General features: G+C 37.4%; 16 protein-coding genes. 15 read left to right on the top strand and 1 reads right to left on the bottom strand.

The features are described from left to right. Positions 1-105 precede the first annotated feature (105 nt). Positions 106-888: an IclR family transcriptional regulator gene (locus FVA72_RS18905; protein WP_228677404.1), complete on the bottom strand. Its 783-nt coding sequence runs from the start codon at positions 886-888 to the stop codon at positions 106-108. A gap of 218 nt (positions 889-1,106) precedes the next feature. Here FVA72_RS18905 and FVA72_RS18900 point away from each other — a divergent pair, with 218 nt between their 5' ends. From FVA72_RS18900 to FVA72_RS18830, 15 genes are all read left to right on the top strand, one after another. Continuing rightward, positions 1,107-2,129, top strand: coding sequence for a 2-dehydro-3-deoxygalactonokinase (locus FVA72_RS18900; RefSeq protein ID WP_165119768.1), 1,023 nt, complete (start codon positions 1,107-1,109; stop codon positions 2,127-2,129). A gap of 33 nt (positions 2,130-2,162) precedes the next feature. After that, the gene (locus tag FVA72_RS18895) at positions 2,163-2,789 is read left to right on the top strand and encodes a 2-dehydro-3-deoxy-6-phosphogalactonate aldolase (protein WP_110591136.1); all 627 of its coding nucleotides are present in this window, start codon (positions 2,163-2,165) and stop codon (positions 2,787-2,789) included. An 18-nt stretch (positions 2,790-2,807) separates the two neighbouring features. Next, a complete protein-coding gene (locus tag FVA72_RS18890; protein WP_110591137.1) occupies positions 2,808-4,244 on the top strand; it encodes an N-acyl-D-amino-acid deacylase family protein in 1,437 nt (478 codons plus the stop codon). Between the two features lie 13 nt (positions 4,245-4,257). Then, positions 4,258-4,650 carry a RidA family protein gene (locus FVA72_RS18885; protein WP_004259329.1) on the top strand — a complete coding sequence of 131 codons (393 nt, stop codon included), beginning with the start codon at positions 4,258-4,260 and terminating at the stop codon, positions 4,648-4,650. A 24-nt stretch (positions 4,651-4,674) separates the two neighbouring features. Continuing rightward, positions 4,675-6,126: a sodium:solute symporter family protein gene (locus FVA72_RS18880; protein WP_004259327.1), complete on the top strand. Its 1,452-nt coding sequence runs from the start codon at positions 4,675-4,677 to the stop codon at positions 6,124-6,126. Positions 6,127-6,147: 21 nt separating this feature from the next. Then, positions 6,148-7,401: an amino acid deaminase gene (locus FVA72_RS18875; RefSeq protein WP_110591138.1), complete on the top strand. Its 1,254-nt coding sequence runs from the start codon at positions 6,148-6,150 to the stop codon at positions 7,399-7,401. A gap of 244 nt (positions 7,402-7,645) precedes the next feature. Further along, a complete protein-coding gene (locus FVA72_RS18870; protein ID WP_096864453.1) occupies positions 7,646-8,605 on the top strand; it encodes a D-2-hydroxyacid dehydrogenase in 960 nt (319 codons plus the stop codon). Positions 8,606-8,635: 30 nt separating this feature from the next. Beyond that, positions 8,636-9,445, top strand: coding sequence for a class I fructose-bisphosphate aldolase (locus FVA72_RS18865; RefSeq protein ID WP_004259316.1), 810 nt, complete (start codon positions 8,636-8,638; stop codon positions 9,443-9,445). A gap of 36 nt (positions 9,446-9,481) precedes the next feature. Beyond that, positions 9,482-10,522, top strand: a complete 1,041-nt coding sequence (locus tag FVA72_RS18860) for a zinc-dependent dehydrogenase (protein WP_036958064.1) — start codon at positions 9,482-9,484, stop codon at positions 10,520-10,522. 20 nt (positions 10,523-10,542) lie between these two features. Next, positions 10,543-12,045: a xylulokinase gene (locus tag FVA72_RS18855; protein WP_110591139.1), complete on the top strand. Its 1,503-nt coding sequence runs from the start codon at positions 10,543-10,545 to the stop codon at positions 12,043-12,045. Positions 12,046-12,180: 135 nt separating this feature from the next. Further along, positions 12,181-13,503, top strand: coding sequence for an MFS transporter (locus FVA72_RS18850; RefSeq protein ID WP_004259309.1), 1,323 nt, complete (start codon positions 12,181-12,183; stop codon positions 13,501-13,503). 80 nt (positions 13,504-13,583) lie between these two features. Next, positions 13,584-14,729: a glycerate kinase gene (locus FVA72_RS18845; protein WP_004259307.1), complete on the top strand. Its 1,146-nt coding sequence runs from the start codon at positions 13,584-13,586 to the stop codon at positions 14,727-14,729. A gap of 175 nt (positions 14,730-14,904) precedes the next feature. Continuing rightward, positions 14,905-16,062 carry a sugar diacid recognition domain-containing protein gene (locus FVA72_RS18840; protein WP_110591140.1) on the top strand — a complete coding sequence of 386 codons (1,158 nt, stop codon included), beginning with the start codon at positions 14,905-14,907 and terminating at the stop codon, positions 16,060-16,062. A 1,392-nt stretch (positions 16,063-17,454) separates the two neighbouring features. Continuing rightward, positions 17,455-17,985 (top strand): fimbrial protein, encoded by a 531-nt coding sequence (locus tag FVA72_RS18835; protein WP_036958062.1) that lies wholly within the window; start codon positions 17,455-17,457, stop codon positions 17,983-17,985. Between the two features lie 79 nt (positions 17,986-18,064). Then, positions 18,065-18,616 (top strand): fimbrial protein, encoded by a 552-nt coding sequence (locus tag FVA72_RS18830; protein WP_004259299.1) that lies wholly within the window; start codon positions 18,065-18,067, stop codon positions 18,614-18,616. The last annotated feature ends 7 nt before the right edge of the window (positions 18,617-18,623 follow it).

Here is an 18,623-nt window from a genome sequence, read left to right as displayed (position 1 = left end):
ACAAGGAGGTGGGCCAATACATTGCTTTTGTACAACTTGTTCTTGTGTAAACAACAAATATTGCTATTTTGGCGCCCCATCTCATAGGAGATGGGGTTTTTTGTTTTATTTAGTGTTGGTTGGCTCAATATAGCCAAGGCGGCGGGAAATCAGTAAGCAAACGTGGGCAAGTTCTTCATTAACACGGTCTATTTTGGAAACCATTCTGTGAGTCGGCCCAGCGACACTAATCGCGCCGATAATATTACCGGTATAATTAAATATCGGCCTTGCCACACAGGTGAGCCCTTCTTCATTTTCTTCATCATCTAAAGAAAAGCCTTTTAAACGAATATCAGCCAAAACTTCATACAGTTTCATGCGATCGATAACTGTTTTTTCAGTGTATTTGGTTAATGGTTTATCTAGTACAGCATCAATTTCTTCTAACGGCTGGAAGGCTAATAAAGCTTTCCCTATACCAGTACAATAAGCGGGTAGTCGAGCACCCAGTTTTGCGGAGGTTTGAATGGATAGCGTTCCTTCACTTTTATAGAGGTAGACCACATGGCCACTGTTATAAACCCCTAAAAAGCAAGTTTCAAACGTTGAACTCGACAACGTTTTTAAATAAGGGATTGAAACTTCAACTAAATTAACATTCATTAAGCCTTTAATGCCTAATTCGAGGCTTTTTAAGTCAAGGTTATAGCGTTCTGTAAGATGGTCTAAGCTGACATATTGACGCTCTTTTAGTGTTTCTAATACACGAAAAGCCGTGGTTTTTGGAATCTCCGTATTTTTGACCAATTCGGCCAAAGAAATTCCGTCAGAATGGTTACTAATCTCTTCAAGTATGGTCAGTACTCTGTCGATATTCGACGAGTTTGCTTGACTTTCTTTCGTCATCGTAGGTTCCTCACTCACGCTAAGCCCTCTCATTGTACTCATTTTTTAAACGTCGTTCCATTTTTACCTCGATGTTACCTTTTTCTCTGAAAAAACATGCAGTACGTAATGTATTGATCTTCATTGAGTTTGACTTTTTGATTGTGATCGCTGTCGTTATTCTTACGAAATCGGAACGACATTCCTAATTTTTGATGTATGTTATTAAAAGAGGAACGATGTTCCGTTATTTTAAAGGGATAAACATGTTGATAGTGACCATTGATACAGGGACAACGAATACCCGAGTTAGAGCATGGAAAAATAACACGGTTGTTCGTGAACAAAGTGTTGAAGTTGGTATTAGGGATTGTGCAAAAAATGGCGATAAAACGCTGTTAATTCAATCGATAAAAACAGTACTAGATAAGCTGTTGTCAGGGGTGAGTGCCGAAGAAAGAGAAAATTATCAGCTCGTTGCATCAGGTATGATTACATCCGAAATTGGGCTGTGTCACTTACCTCACCAAGTGACTCCTGTCTCAATGCAGCAACTTGCTAAGGCCACAATGCCTTGTGTTATCAAAGAGATCAGTGAAAAGCCGATTATTTTTATACCAGGCGTTAAAAATAACGTGACAAATATGACGTTTGATTCAATTGAAAGTATAGATGTAATGCGCGGTGAAGAAGTTGAAGTTTTTGGCATTTTAACACAGCAACCGGATCTTGGCCCAGCCTTAGTCATTTTGCCCGGGTCACATTCTAAGTTTGTACGTCTTGATGAAAATAATAATGTGGTTGCATTGGCAACAACGATGACAGGGGAAATTTTCGATACATTAACGCACCAGACTATCTTAGCCAGTTCTTTAGAACACCAGTTTGTTCAATATTTAGATAAAGAATATTTACGCAGAGGTGCTGAACTTAGCCTACAAGTGGGGATTGCGAGAAGTTGTTTTTCGGTGAGGCTACTAGACCTTTTTACGGAAGCGACACTTGACCAACGCTCAAGTTTTTTATTGGGAGCTATTTTGGCGTCAGATTTACTCGCAATAAAACATAGCCAAGCTCTTAATATTACTAGCGATATAAAAATCGTTATTAGTGGAAAACCTATTTTAGCAGATGCACTTAAAGAATTAATTAAAAATGATAGTTATTTCACTGGGGAAATACGCCTATTAGACGATAAAAAGGAACAACCTTTTTCTGGATTGGGTGCAATTTCAATATTAAAAGAAATGCAATACAAATAAATACTATTAATGGTTTTTTATTAGGTGATTGTTATGAATTCTAAAAATGAAATACCACTTATTGCAATATTACGGGGAATAAAACCTGACGAAGTTTTAGAACATATCACTATCCTTGCAGATGAAGGTTTTAATTATATAGAAATTCCTCTTAACTCTCCCGAGTGGGAAAAAAGTATTCCATTAGCGATTGAAAACTATGGAGATAAATTGAAAATTGGTGCCGGTACTGTACTCAATAAAAGTAATGTTGAAAAGTTGGCAATAATGAACGCTAAAATTATTGTCACTCCCAATATTAACGTTTCTGTGATCACTACTGCTCTTGAAAATAAGATGGAAATATTTCCAGGTTGTGCAACAGCAACAGAAGCTTTTACCGCGATTGACGCCGGTGCTGTTAATTTAAAAATTTTCCCTACAGCGCCTTTTGGGGTTAATTATGTGAAATCGCTGATGTCAGTGCTCCCAAAAAATATTGCTATTTATGCGGTAGGAGGCATCACTCCGAATAATCTGCATGAATACCTAGGTATTGGCTGCCATGGTGCAGGACTGGGAAATGATCTTTACCAAATAGGCCAAACACCAGAGAAAACCAGAGAAAAAGCGAAAGCATTTATATCTGCATATATCGCATTTAAAAATCAAACTAATTAATCCTAAAGAGATATTAAAATGAAATACGATTATGTTTTTAAAAATGCCACTGTAATAGATGGTAGTGGTAAAAGCGAGTTTGTCAGTGATATTGCAGTTAAAGATGAACGGATTATTAAAATATCAAAAAATATAAGTGAAGATACTGAAAAAATAATTGACTGCTCAGGCTTGATTTTATCACCTGGATTTATTGATGTGCATACTCATGACGATTTAATTGTGATTGATAAGCCTGAATATATTGAAAAAACATCACAAGGTGTAACGACAATTATTGTTGGTAATTGTGGTATCAGTGCAGCGTGTGCAACATTAAAGGATGAAGTTCCTGACCCAATTAATTTATTAGGTGAGTTAAACGAATTTCAATTTTCTGATTTATCCAGTTATAAACAAAAAATTAATAATGTGATGCCAACCGTTAATGTTGCGACGTTAATAGGGCATACAACCTTAAGAAATAATTGTGTGACAGACTTATTAAAACCCGCGACACAAGACAATATCGCTCATATGAAGCAAGTATTGGCCTGTGCGTTAGATGAAGGGGCTTTAGGATTAAGCACTGGTTTATCTTACGGTAACGCAATTAATTCTTCGACTGAAGAAATTTGTGAGTTGGCTGAATTATTAGCAGAGCATCAGGGAATTTATACCACTCATATGCGAACTGAATATGACGGTATCATTGATGCGATGCATGAAGCCTTCCATATCGGCCGTCATGCAAAAGTTCCTGTGCAAATTTCCCACCATAAGTGCGCTGGTGCAAAAAACTGGGGACGCACAAAAGAAACGCTTGCCCTCATTGAAAAATACCAAGCCATGCAGGATATCAATTGTGATTGTTACCCATATCGTGCGGGTTCATCAAACTTAGATATCACACAAGTTACTGAAGACTATGACATCCTAATAACTTGGTCGACACCATTCCCTGACGTTGCGGGTAAGACATTAAAAGAAATAGCCGCTATGTGGAGTAGCGATGTTTTCCAAGTTGCTGAAAAAATTGTTCCTGCGGGAGCGATTTATTTCCAAATGCACGAAGATGATGTTCGTCGTGTGTTACAGCATCCAAGCAGTATGGTGGGTTCTGATGGCTTACCACGTGACCCTAATCCACATCCACGCCTTTGGGGAACTTTCCCACGAGTTATTAGCCACTATAGCCGTGATGAGCAGCTTTTCCCAATGACCACCGCGATTTACAAAATGACAGGCATGTCAGCACAACGTTTTTCTTTAAAGGATAGAGGCCTTATCCAAGAAAATTATTTTGCAGATATCGTTGTATTTGACCCTAAAAAAATTAATGAAACAGCCACGTTCCAAGACCCAAAACAAAAAGCGGATGGTATTGAATATGTGTTTGTTAATGGTGTTCTGACCTATACCAAAAAAGAAATGACAGGGAATAGAGCAGGTAAATTCTTAGAAAGAAATAAATAAAAGAGAGATAAAAATGATTAAAAGATTCGGAATTGAAGGCTCAAAAGGTACTGGCGGGCAATCTTTGCCTTTTGCTAAGGCCGTGTTAGCTGACGGATGGCTGTATGTTTCAGGGCAAACACCCATGATTGACGGGGAAGTGATTGATGGCGGAATTATCGCTCAATCTAAATTGGCTATCGAGAATTGTTTAAACATTATGAAAGATGCGGGATTTGCGACGCAAGATATTGTGCATATGAAAGTGGTATTAAGTGATGCGCGCTATTTCCAATCTTTTAATAAAGTATTTCAGCAATTCTTTGCAGATAATCCACCTGCACGGGTGTGCTTTGTCGCTGACCTTGTCGTCGATTGTATGGTTGAAGTGGATATTACCTGCTTCAACAGCAAATTCAAATCTTAATTGCTAAGGCGATGAGAGGCTACTATGGAACATAATAATTTCTTAATGTGGTTTTTGTTATATGCATTTGTGATGATGTTTGTGGGTTGGTATGTCACAAGGCATCAAAAAACGGGTGAAGATTTCATTCTTGGTGGAAGAAAGCTCCCGATGCTACTCACTCTCGGTTCAACCGTCGGGACGATGGTGGGAACGGGCTCGAGTATCGGTGCAGTCAGTTTTGGCTATTCCAATGGCTGGGCGGGAATGTTGTATGGGATTGGTGGAGCGACGGGGATCTTACTAACGGCTTGGCTATTTGCACCAGTAAGAAATTATCGCTTTATGACCATGAGTGAAGAGATCTGCTATTACACAGGCGGCAGCCGTTTAGTGAAAAACTTGGTTGCGCTATTAATATTCTTGGCATCGATAGGCTGGCTCGGCGCTCATATTCTTGGAGGCGGCTTATATCTAGCATGGGCGGCAGATATTGATATTACTGTTGCGAAGATCATTATCGCGGTTGGCTTTGTTTTTTACGTGGGGATTGGTGGCTATAAAGCGGTTTCATGGATTGATACACTGCAATCAATTGTTTTATTCCTCGGATTTATCATTCTAGCGGTTGCTTCGGTAAGTTATGTCGGTGGTTGGGATGTTGTTGTTAAGAGTACAGACCCTGACGCCTTTACTTTATTTGGTATTGGTAAATTAGGCATTTTACCTGCGATATCATTGGCTGTGGTAATTGGTATTGGTGTGTTAGCGACACCGTCATATCGCCAACGTATTTATTCAGCGGCATCCACTAAAGCTATCCGTCAGTCCTTTATTATTACAGGTTTACTGTATATGGGCTTTTCGTTCCTACCAGCGATTATCGGCATGGCAACTCATGTGATGGAACCGAATTTAGAAAACAGCAGCTTTGCTTTCTTATATGCAACTAACGCTTTACCGCACGTATTAGCAATGGTGGTATTGATTGCAGGTATGTCTGCCAATATGTCATCAGGTAGCTCAGATGCTATCGCGGGTGTTTCTATTATCCTACGTGATATCTATACGATGGTAACTGGTAAGATGCCACCACCTGAGAAAGCGATCAATTTATCTCGTATCTTCTTACTTGGCGTCATCTTGTTAGCACTTGTCTTTGCATTAACTTCAAATGACATTATCGGCTACATTACAAAAATGATTTCAATGATTATGTCAGGCCTGTGTGTGACCGTGTTATTGGGTAAATTTTGGCATCGTTTTAACTGGCAAGGTTGTATTGCTGCATTGGTTGCGGGAAGTTCAACATCATTAGCGATTATTTTGACGCCAGAATGGTCTGCAAAATTAGGCAACCCAGTAATCCCTGCATTAGTCATCAGTTTGGTCTGTGCGGTTGTTGTGACATTGATAACACCAAAGAATAAACTCAGTCGTGAAGAAGTACTAGAAAACATTACTCACGAAAGAGAAAACACAGCCAAAAGTCAGTAACCAGCAAGTTGAGGGAAGATAATGACGAAACTGAATGCATTGGCGGGCGTAGTTCATAAGTCAGCCATATTAAATCAGGATGGTATTTCGGTGAATGTCCTACATGAGGATGTGTGTTTACCAGCGGTGGTAGTAAAGCGTAATGAATTGGAGAATAACATTGCATGGATGCAGCATTATTCGAATGTGGCGAATGTTTCGTTGTCTCCACACGGTAAGACCACCATGACGCCTGCCATTTTTAAACGACAAATTGCTCAAGGTGCATGGGGGCTAAGTGTAGGAACAGCTTATCAAGCCAAGGTGGCAGTGGAGTCAGGTGTTAAGAATATCATTATTGCTAATCAAGTCGTGGGTAAAACCAATATTCGATTACTTGCGGAACTAGTGCAATTAAATCAAGCCAATATTTATTGTTGTGTTGATAATGTGATTCATGCAAAACAGCTGGCTGCCATTTTTTCATCGTTAGATTTAACCATAAATGTTCTGATTGAGTTAGGGGTTAATGGTGGACGCTGTGGATGTCGAAGTGAAGAAGAAGCCATCACATTGGCAAATGAGTTAACCAAACTTCCTTCTTTAATGATTGCTGGCATTGAATTCTACGAAGGCGTTATTCATAGCGATGATGCCCAAAAGGATATTGAAGAGATACAGCAATTTTTACAGCGAGTGTTAACCACCAGTCAAAAACTGGATAACTTAGGTGTATTTGCACGCTATTCAGGGGAGTTATTAATAACTGGGGCAGGTTCAGTTTGGTATGATCTGGTCAGTAAAAAGATGGCAGAGTTTCATCTTTCTAAACCTATTCGGTTTGTGATCCGCCCTGGATGCTATATTACACATGACCACGGTATTTATGATGAAGCCCAGAACGCATTGAAAATGCGGGACAGTGTGGCCTGCCAGTTAGATGGCGATTTAATGCCAGCGATGGAAATCGTGGCATTAATTCAGTCTGTGCCTGAGAAAGGACGAGCGATTGTTAATTTTGGTAAAAGGGATGTCGCCTTTGATGCAGGTTTGCCTCAGCCTTTAATGCAATATCGAGAGGATAAGCCAGTCTGTTTTCAAACTAATAGTGCAAAAACAGTCGGTTTAATGGACCAACATGCCATTTTATCTTTTGATGAAAATTGTGATTTCCAAGTTGGCGATATACTAATATTTGGGACATCTCATCCCTGTATTACATTTGATAAATGGAAAGTGATTTATCTTGTTGATGATAAATATGATGTTATAGAGGAAATGCCGACCTTTTTCTAATGTTGTATTATTAACTCACTTTATTTTATATCGGTCACTTGTTTTAAGTGGCCGATTTTTTTATTCATCACATTCTTGTGATCGAATTCATAACAAATTGTGCATTTGCACAATTATATTCAATTTTTCACGTTAAAAACTAGTCATTTTTACAATGCCTTCCTGATAAGCGAATTATATAATTTTATTAAATAAAAAAGTCTAATTGACATTCATTTTGTTGATTAATTGGGTGGTAATAAAAATGACAGTTAAAATCGTGTTTCTCGATCATGACACTTTCCCTGAAGGAATAAATATTAAGAAAATAAATAAAGAATATAGTTTAGAACTATATGGAAAAACATCGGAAGATGAAATTATTGAGCGAGTGAAAAATGCAAACATTATTATTACCAATAAAGTAAAAATCACTAAAAAAATTATTGAATCTGCAAAGCAACTCAAATTCATTTCTGTCGCTGCAACAGGAACGGATGTGATTGATATTGGTGCTTGTAATGAGCGTAATATATTAGTTTCTAACATCAGAAATTATGCAATAAATACAGTGCCTGAGCATACGTTCACCTTGATTTTAGCCTTACGTCGTAGCTTATTAGCCTATGCACAATCAGTACGAAATGGTCGTTGGCAAGAATCAGGCCAGTTTTGTTATTTTGATTATAAAATTAATAATTTAGCTGGGTCGACGCTTGGTATTATTGGTGATGGTGTCTTAGGTAAGGCAGTTGCTGATATCGCAAAAGCTTTTGGTATGAAGGTGTTATTTTCCACATACAAAGGTACGAATAATATGGGCCCACTATATACACCATTTGAGGATGTTATTGCGAAAAGTGATATTATTTCTATTCATTGTCCATTACTCAAATCCACCAAGGATTTAATTAGCTTTTCAGAATTCGAACAGATGAAACCGTCTTGTATTTTAATTAATACAGCACGAGGTGGGATCGTTAATGAAGAAGCATTATATGGCGCTCTAATAAATAATAAAATATTAGGTGCAGGGTTTGATGTTTGTATTTCAGAACCACCCGAAAAAGAAAGCTATATGATGAAATTAACTCAGTTATCAAATTTTATTCTTACCCCTCATATTTCATGGGCTAGTTTTGAAGCCATACAAACCTTATCAGACATGATGATGGACAATATCGAAGCCTTTTTATCTGGCCATCCTCAAAATTTAGTTAATTAATTCACTCATTGATTTAAAGAGGTCATTAATATGTTTTTAGGAAAAGAAATTCGTTTAAAAAGATTATTAAATAAAAAATCTGGCCGCCTTCTTGCGATTACTATGGATCATCCGATTACACGTGGTGTATTACCGGGAATTGGTGATATTAAATCTGTCATGAAACAGGTTGTTGCGGGTGCACCTGATGCCATTACGATGCATAAAGGTATTATTGAAAAGGTTTATCCTCCGTATGTTGCTTCCGATGTTTCTATCATCATGAAAGCGACAAGTTATTCCATACCTTACCATGAAGCTTATGACACACCCGTTGCTGACGTTGAAGAAGCGATTCGTTTAGGAGCAGATGCAATTTCAGTCGGTTGTATTATGGGCGGACCTGAACAAGCACAGCAATTGACATTTTTAGGTCAAGTATCAAAAGCCGCTGCTTCCGCGGGACTGCCTTTAGTCGCGCATATTTATCCAAAAGGTCCAATGATTGAAGATAGTTTTGATGCGAAAAATCTCGCTTACTGTGTTCGCGCAGGCGCTGAGCTAGGTGTCGATATCATCAAAACACTTTGGTCAGGTTCTCCTGAGACATTTAAATCAGTCGTTGATAGCTGCCCAGCAATGGTTGCTTTAGCTGGTGGTGATATGGGGAGTGATCTTGTTAGCTTCCTAACAAATACACGTAAAGCATTAGATATTGGTGTTGGCGGTGTGACATACGGGCGCTTTGTATGGCAGCACGAAAACCCAACAGCAGTCATTAAGGCTCTGAATGCATTAATTAATGATGATTGTTCGGTTGACCAAGCTATCGCGGAATATAAGCAAGCTGGTGGCAAATAACTAACGTTCATAGCTGTTATGCATGGGGGAGGAAAAATGAAAGCAGCGGTATTGTATGCGCCTAATGAACTTAGAGTGGCAGACGTTAAATATCCACAAGTTGGTAAAGGCGATGTGGTTATTAAAGTCAAAGCAGCCGCGATTTGTGGAACTGACGGACGGATTATTTCAGGTAAAAAAACTAAAGGTGTGCGTTACCCTTCTGTAATAGGACATGAATTTTCAGGGGAAATTGTCGAAGTCGGTGAAAATGTGACTGACCTAAAAGTCGGTGACGCAATCGCTGTTGATCCTGTCGTGCCATGCCGTTCTTGTGTTTATTGTCGTATCGGTAAAGAAAATGTCTGTTTAAACCGCCAAGCAATCGGTTATGAATTTGACGGTGCTTTTGCGGAATATGTTCGAATACCAGAGGTTGCTTTGTCATCGGGTAACGTCTTTAAGATACCGCAAGGGATGTCTTTTGAAGCCGCAGCATTAGCTGAGCCGTTAGCTTGCTGTATCAATGGACAAAAAAATGTGGGTATTGAGCTTGGTGATACGGTGGTCATTATTGGTGCGGGGCCTATCGGGTTAATGCACGTGCAACTTGCGCGTTTCTCAGGTGCGACAAATATTATTGTGAGTGAACTCAATGAACAGCGCCAACAGGCTGCGTTAAATTGCGGTGCAACACGCGTCGTTAATAGCCAGCAAGAAAACTTACTGGATGTCGTAAAAGGCTTGACGGAAGGTGTGGGGGCAGATGTTGTGATTATTGCCATTGGCATCCCTGGATTAGTTAATCCTGCGTTGGAACTCGCTAGAAAAGGCGGGCGTGTTAACTTGTTCGCTGGTTTTTCAAAAGATGATATGGCGCAAATTGATGTCAATATTATTCACTACAACGAGCTTATTCTTACGGGAGCCAGTGCGTTAAGCCGGGAAGGATACCAACAAGCTTTGACACTGATTTCTTCTGGCTTAATTGATATTGAGAAATTAGTGACTCACCGATTTGTTTTAGATGAGATCAACGAGGCCATGGCAACCGCTCAAAAAGGTGACGCGATTAAAATTATTATACATAACAATTAAAAGCAGGCGTTGGAGGCAGCATGATGGACAGTGTCTATTTGGGAATTGATGCAGGTAGCAGTAGTGTGAAAGTTTGTGCGTTTAATTTCCATGGAGAATTATTGGCAAAGGCTTCACGTGATACCAATATTATTTCCAAATCTCCCAAAAATCATGAAATTGACTTAAATGATTTTTGGAGAAAGACCGCAGATGCAGTTAAAGAAGTGACTTCTCAAGTAAAGAATATCGTATCTGTGAGTTTCTCTGTTGCTTGCCCAACGCTGGTTTTATTGGATAAACATAATAAACCTGTCGCAAATGGGATTACTTACCTCGATGGGCGTTCCGAAGGCTTCATACAGCAAACACTTGGGGAAAATATAACGCATGTTCGGGCGCTTTCTTGTAATAGCCCAAGTCCGTCTGCATGTTGGGTAGGAACGTTAGGATGGCTACAAGAACAACAGCCGGAATTAATGCAAAAAGTTCATAAAGTCGTGCTACTTAATAGTTTTTTATCTTTAAAGTTAGGGAGCCAAAAAGCCGCCATTGACCCGACCCAAGCTGCGTATTCTGGCGCAGTGGTTTTGGCGAAAGCTCCTAAGTGGTCAAAAGAATTATTAAGGTATTGGAAGTTTAATCACGATATTTTGCCGCCGATTTACCAATGCACCTCTGTGGTTGGTAAAGTGAGTAAAGATGCCGCTCAAGAAACGGGATTAAAAGAAAATACGCCAATTATTTTAGGGTCGGCAGATACCGCCGCTGCAGCATTCGCGGTTGGGTTACTTGACCCTGAAACGGCTTTTGAATCAACAGGAACATCGGGAGTCATTACGTTTTGCTTAGAAGAGCCAAATTTTGATCCTCGTTTTATGAACCGGTACCACATCGTCCCCAATCAATGGTTGGCCCATGGTGCGATGTCGACAACAGGGGGAACATTCAGTTGGTTAAATCAGGCTATTTGGCCGGAAGTTAATGACCATGAACAGTTGGAAATATTTTCAAAATCATCAGTACCTGGTGCCAATGGCTTAATTTATCTGCCTTATTTAGCTGGAGAACGTAGCCCTATTTGGGATGTTAATGCATCGGGAGCGTGGATAGGCTTACGTCTAAATCATACTCGCGATGATATGGTCAGGGCGGCATTTGAAGGTACAGCATATGGTTTAAAACAGATTTTAAATATTGCTAATGAAAAATGGGGAGTGATATTAGATGAATTACTCAGCGTAGGGGGAGGATCACGTAATACGTTATGGACTCAAATTAAAGCGGATATTCTTCAGGTTGAATATAATATTGCCCAAACAGCAGACGCAGCGGCTTTTGGCGCCGCAATGGTTGGTGCGACAGGAGCTGGTTTTTTCTGTGGCATTAATGACCCTGATTTACCGATTATAAAAACAGAAGATATCACATTCACACCAAATCAAGATAAAAAAACGCAAGATACTTATGACAAGCAGTTTAATATTTACAATGGGCTGTATCCTTTATTAAAAGAAACAATGCATAGCTTGTCGAGTAAATAAAATTATTTGAAGTAAGTTTAAATTAAATAACGTTCCTAAATGTTAATTTTAATGAATTAGCAGGGATCGTTTCATTCTTAAAAAAGCAGGTAATAAAACGTGTATTAAATAATAAACTGCTCTGGAGCGAAAATAATGATAAATTCAAATCCGATTAAGCCAAAGACGAATTATCGTTGGGTGGTATTAGCCCTGATTTTTATCGTCTATGCTGTAAATTATGCAGACAGAAGTAATATTGGTGCGGTTCTACCTTTTATTACTGATGAGTTTAAATTAACTAATTTAGAAGCGGGATCTCTCGCGAGTATGTTTTTCCTCGGTTATGCTTTATGCCAAATACCCGCGGGCTTTTGGATGGCAAAACGTGGGATCAGAGGAATGGTGTCATTATCCATTCTCGGTTTCTCCGCCATGACTTGGTTCATTGGCTTAGCCCAATCTGCCTTTGCAATCAAGTGGTTGCGTCTTGGCCTAGGTATGGCAGAAGCGCCAACTCCTGTCGGGCTAACGTCGACAATTAATAATTGGTTTCCAGCAAAAGAAAAAGCAACTGCCACTGGGGTTTATATTGCTTCAACGATGTTTGCTCCGATTATTGTTCCACCATTAGTCGTTTGGATTGCATTAACTTATGGATGGCGCTGGGTCTTTATTCTGTTCGCTATTCCCGGTATTTTTCTCGCTATTATTTGGTATTTATTTGTTAGAACAAAACCAGAGGAAAGTCGCTTTGTTTCACAAAGTGAATTAGATTATATTCGTGCCGATAATTCAGAAATTGCAGAAAAGAAAATAGAAGGCAATATTGTTCTGAGTCCTAAATTTAATACGCTAGATAAATTTATTCGTGTTAAATCAGTCACGCCATTAAGTTCAGCTTCCCAAATATTTAAATCTAAAAATATTTGGTGTAATACCATTTCTTATTTCATGATGGTCAGTATTTTATATGGAATATTAACCTGGATACCTTCTTATCTGGTGAATGAAAAAGGCTTTTCATTTATGAAGATGGGCTTTGTTGCATCAATGCCATTTGTTGGTGGGTTTATCGGTTCGATTTTTGGTGGCTGGATTTCTGATAAAGTTTTTGGTCGTCGTCGTAAACCTACGATGCTATTTACCGCAGTAGCGACGATTGCCATGATGTTAGTGATGTTGAATGTTCCTGAAAGTACGACTGCAGTTGCGCTTGCCCTTTTCTCGGTTGGTTTATTCTTGAATATTGGCTGGCCTGCATTTACTGCTTATCCAATGGGAGTTGCTGATAATAATAACTACCCAATTGCGATATCTGTTGTGAATAGTGGAGGAAACTTAGGTGGCTTCGTTTCACCTATGATGGCAGGGCTATTGTTAGATATGACTGGTAAGTTTGATGCTGTTTTCTCTTACTTTGGTATCTGTGCGGTGATTGGCTTAATTATGATCCTGTTACTTGATGAACCGAAATAATAAAAAGTCGTATCAGGTGGGGCAATACCCACCTGAATTTTTAACTTATTGATAATAAAAATTTCTAAAGGATTATTTTTATGAAAATAGTCATTGCACCTGACTCATTTAAAGAGAGTTTATCTGCATTGAAAGTCGCAACGGTTATTGAGAACGGGTTCAAAGAGGTATTTCCACATGCAACTTATGTAAAGTGTCCTATTGCGGATGGAGGTGAAGGCACTGTTGTGACGATGGTTGAGGCTACCCATGGCGAAATCTATCACCTTGATGTTATTGGTCCTTTAGGCACGAGTGTTCAAGCATTCTATGGTTTATCTCAAAATAAGCAGCAAGCATTTATAGAAATGGCTGCGGCAAGTGGGCTAGAGCTAGTCCCTGTTGAATTAAGAAACCCGTTACTTACGACATCATATGGAACAGGAGAATTGATAAAAGCCTGCCTAGATACTGGGGTAAAGCAGATTATTATTGGTATAGGCGGGAGTGCAACTAATGATGGCGGAGCAGGAATGTTGCAAGCACTTGGGGCCAAATTATTAGATTCACATGGGCAACAAATTAAATTAGGAGGACAAGCACTTGCCGACTTAGCGTGTATTGATGTCAGTACAATAGACCCTAGGATAAAAGCTTGTCAATTTAGTATTGCTTGCGATGTTTCGAACCCATTGATTGGTAAAAATGGTGCATCTGTAATATTTGGCCCCCAAAAGGGTGCGACAAATGAACATATTGAAATGTTAGACAAAAATTTAGAACATTTCGCAGATATCATTAAGCGAGATTTGCATGTTGAGGTTCATTATATTGCAGGAGCCGGTGCAGCAGGAGGGATGGGAGCAGCTTTACTTGCTTTCCTAAAAGCGGAACTTAAGCCTGGCTTTGATATTATTGCACAAACCTTGAACCTTGAATCACATATGGTAGGGGCGAGTTTAGTCATTACAGGGGAAGGGCGATTAGATAGCCAAAGTTTGAATGGCAAAGTGCCTTTCGGCGTCGCTCAGTTAGCTAGAAAACATAAAATACCCGTTATTGCCATTGTTGGAAGCCTTGGTGATGACCTCAGTCATTTACAACAATATGGTATTGATTCAGCGTTTAGTATTTTGCATAAAATCAGTTCACTAAAAGAAGCACTGAATAACGCTGAAAGTAATTTATTTAATTGTACTAAAAATATAGCGAATACGTTGAATATTAAAATTGACAACAAGAATTGAAGTAATAATTTGAAAATTTAGCTTTGTTTGCTTTATTTTGAATTGAATTTATTTTTCTTGATTTTTTCAATGAATATTGAATACTGGAACCAATTAAATTAATAATAAACATTATTAAAACTTATAGTTTAAAATCTTGTTTCTATTTTACAGCACCAGTAAAAGAGGTTGAAATATGTATGATTATTGTCTTACCTCCAAATTAGCGCAAGAAATCGTTGATAGAACCATGAAGATTATTGATTGCAATATTAATGTTATGGATGAAACTGGATGTATTATAGGAAGTGGAGATAGTAATAGATTAGGAGAATTTCATGAAGGCGCTTTGCTTGCAATAAAGCAAAAGCGAACGGTTGTTATTGATGACGCCACTGCAAATCATTTACATGGGGTTAAACCAGGTGTTAATTTACCTCTTTATTTGAATAGTAAAATTATAGGTGTAATAGGATTAACAGGAGAACCAACCCAAATTAAACAATTTGGGGAGTTGGTTTCAATGACAGCCGTAATGATGCTAGAGCAGGCAGAGATTTATAACCATTTGAATTTAAACGATCGTTTTAAAGAAGAAATTATTCTAACTTATATCGAAAATGGAACAATTCCCGATAATATAACTGAATGGTCTAAAAAGCTTAATATTAATTTTTCTATTCCACGAGTTGCTATAATTATTGAATTAGATAGTGGCCAATTAGGTGTGAATAGTGCATTTAGTGAATTGCAAGAAATTAAAAAGCTAATTGAATATAAGAATCCTGATAACTTAGTCGCTATTCAATCTTTGACGGAAATTGTTTGTTTAACTCCTGCGCTAAATAAGTTCAATCGATGGGATATTGATAATGCAAAAAAGAAAATTATAAAATTAGAATCAGACATTCAGAAGTTATTTAAATTACAAGTGAAAATATCATTAGGTAATTTTTTTTTAGAGCCCGCAGAGGAATCGATTAAAAAATCATATGAAACGGCTAAAATTACCATGCAAGTAGGGAAAGCTAAGAAACCTCAGTTAAAAATTTACTGTTACCAAGATATTATGCTACCGGTTTTATTATACGGTTTAAATTTTAAATGGTCTTCAGAAGAACTATTAAAACCATTGAATACATTATTACATGAAGATTCTAATGGTGTGCTAATTAAAACATTAACAGTCTGGTTTAAAAATAATTTATTATCTCGTGAAACAGCTAACGAGTTGTTTATTCATAGAAATACATTAGATTATCGTTTAAAAAGGATATCTGAGATAACAAAATTAGATCTATTAACGATTGAAAGTAAGGTATTGTTGTATGTTGCTTTACAGCTGAAAAACTAATCCAATAACACTATTGAGGAGCAGTTCTCATAGCGTAATCGAAGAAATGTCATCCTTGTTGGGAATCGCCTCAAACTCTGATGCGACGAAATGGCAGTAAATTTTTAACTTCTTATCTCACATCCTGATTAGTTAGCGGTTATTTGCCGATTCGCAAGTGCTTCGAGCATGATAAGGCTTTTTACCTACATCACATGACCACCCAATGAGTAGCCTATCAGGAAAACAAAAACGTATTAACATCAAACTAAGCTAGCACAGATTGTTTTTAATCTGCTAGAGATCAATCTATCTTCTATTTTGCTCAATAACGTCTAATTTAATCATATTTTAATTCCAATATTTTTTATTGGTATTTTTACTTAAATGTATAGCCTCTATATTTTAACTATCACCATTAGGTCAGTGATGTAATTATCGATAATAACTTAAGGTGTTCTGTTTATTCATGGTGGGTTTTCTAGAAACTGACTTTATCCAACGTATATTAATTTAGTTAGTTAATCTTAAAAAATAACCTGATTGTGATTATAGAAGCTAATTTTTTGGTTTTTTGAGGCTTAAAGATAAGATTTATATAATTATAGATTTATTGAAAATTACTTTTTATTACCATTTGAAATATTTTGCAATGAAGTTTTTTTCTAGTAGATACTTATTTAATTCGTTTGTTCTTAATTGTTTCTATTTTCATTTCAATTTAAAAAAATGTTTTATTATATTATTGTTTTCTAGGTGTCATTCATATAAAAAACACAAAAATTTAATGTATCTATATGATATTTATTGTTTTATGTTTATTTTTCTTTTTGGCTTAAATGTAACAATCAGTGAATTGAGAAACATTATGAAAATATTTAATTGTTTTTTTTGAGATGTTTCTGATTAATTATTTTTCAGTAAACTTTTCGTTTTAATGATTTTATCTAATTCTAGTTTTATTATTATCTTCCACCTCATTTTTTTTCACTAATAAGAACCCGTTTTATGAGTATAAAAAACTTTATTAGTAATGATTGGGTTTATTTTGTGGTTTTTTATTAAAAAAAGGTCGGTTTAATTAGATGTACATCACTCGTTTATCCAGTAATGGAGTATTTAAAATAGAGTATTCTCTGGATTATATATATATATCACTAACTTACAATGTGAGTAGTTAATTAATCTTCAGATTTGACATAACTAGAATGAGATATAATAATGGCACCGCATTGATGCATTGTTTAATTATTTTATTTATTAATGGAGTTTGATAAATAGGAATAGTTATTAGTGTCAATCCTTAATATTTACTAATCGAATATATTTTAAGAAAAAATTAAAATAATCAGATTGATAATAACTCATTATTTTAATTTGTGTCGTCTTTTTTATCTAATGGAAATGTATAAAATGAAATTAAATAAACTTGCTTTAGTATTAGGTTTAGGTCTGGCAGTAGTTGCTGGTTCTGCTTCTGCAAACCAAGGTGGCGGTCAAGTCACTTTCAAAGGTTCAATTATTGATGCTCCTTGCTCAATTCCACCAGGTTCTCAAGCATTTGAAGTACAAATGGGTGCTATCGCGACGTCTGCATTAAACGGTGGCGGTAAAAGTATTGCTCGTGACTTCAATATCCAATTAGAGCAGTGTGACATCACAACTCTGAAAACTGTTCAAACTACATTTACTGGTATTCCAAGTACTTCGGTAACTGATGGTTTAGCTATTGCTGGTACTGCGAAAAACGCGGGTATCGTGATCACTGATTACAACGGAACTAAAATTGCTTTAGGTGCTAAATCACCATCTCAAACTTTATTAACTGGTGCGAACACATTGCGTTTCCAAGCTTATTTGCAAGGCGATGATGATGCAGCAAACAAACCAGCTGTACCAGGTGAATTTGATGCAATTGCAACATTTGCTCTGAGCTACCAGTAATTGGTATAGCCCGTACAAGGATGTATGGGCACTAATTTTAATGCATTGAAATTGGTTATTAAGTTGAAATGGAGTCGCTATGAATCACTTTGGCATCATTGTCATGGTGCTTTCAGGAATGATATTTGCCCCGATAGTTAGTGCGCAAAATCAAAATTCTCGGGCACAAAGTCAGTTCAAAGGAACTGTTACCATGGGCGGTTCAATCATTGAGAGCCCTTGTGCAATAGATGCAGATAGCCGAGATCAATCAGTTAACATAACGACTGTACCGGTTAGCCAGATAATTCACGACAGAGAAAGTCCTACAAGTGATTTCTCTATACGCCTTATCAATTGTGTTTTAACACCGGTAACTCCTGGAACTCCTAATTGGCAAACTTTCAATATTACATTCGATGGTCCAACAGATGGCCGTAACTTCGATGTTTTTGGGCATGCAAATGGATTGTCAGTAAAAATTTCTGATACAGCTGGAAATGTAGCTATACCTGGTAGAGCAATGCCTGATTTACCCATTAGCGCAGGCAATACAACTCTGCATTATAAGGTGCGGGTAGTATCTAATAATAAACGTTTAAAACCAGGGAATTATCAGACAACTATCCGTTTTAAAATGGATTATTACTGAGTTATTA

The organism is Providencia sp. PROV061 (assembly GCF_011045655.1).
GTDB classification, from domain to species: Bacteria; Pseudomonadota; Gammaproteobacteria; order Enterobacterales; family Enterobacteriaceae; genus Providencia; species Providencia hangzhouensis.
The sequence above is the reverse complement of the archived record's forward strand: the minus strand, read 5'-3'. Positions and strand labels throughout refer to the sequence as shown.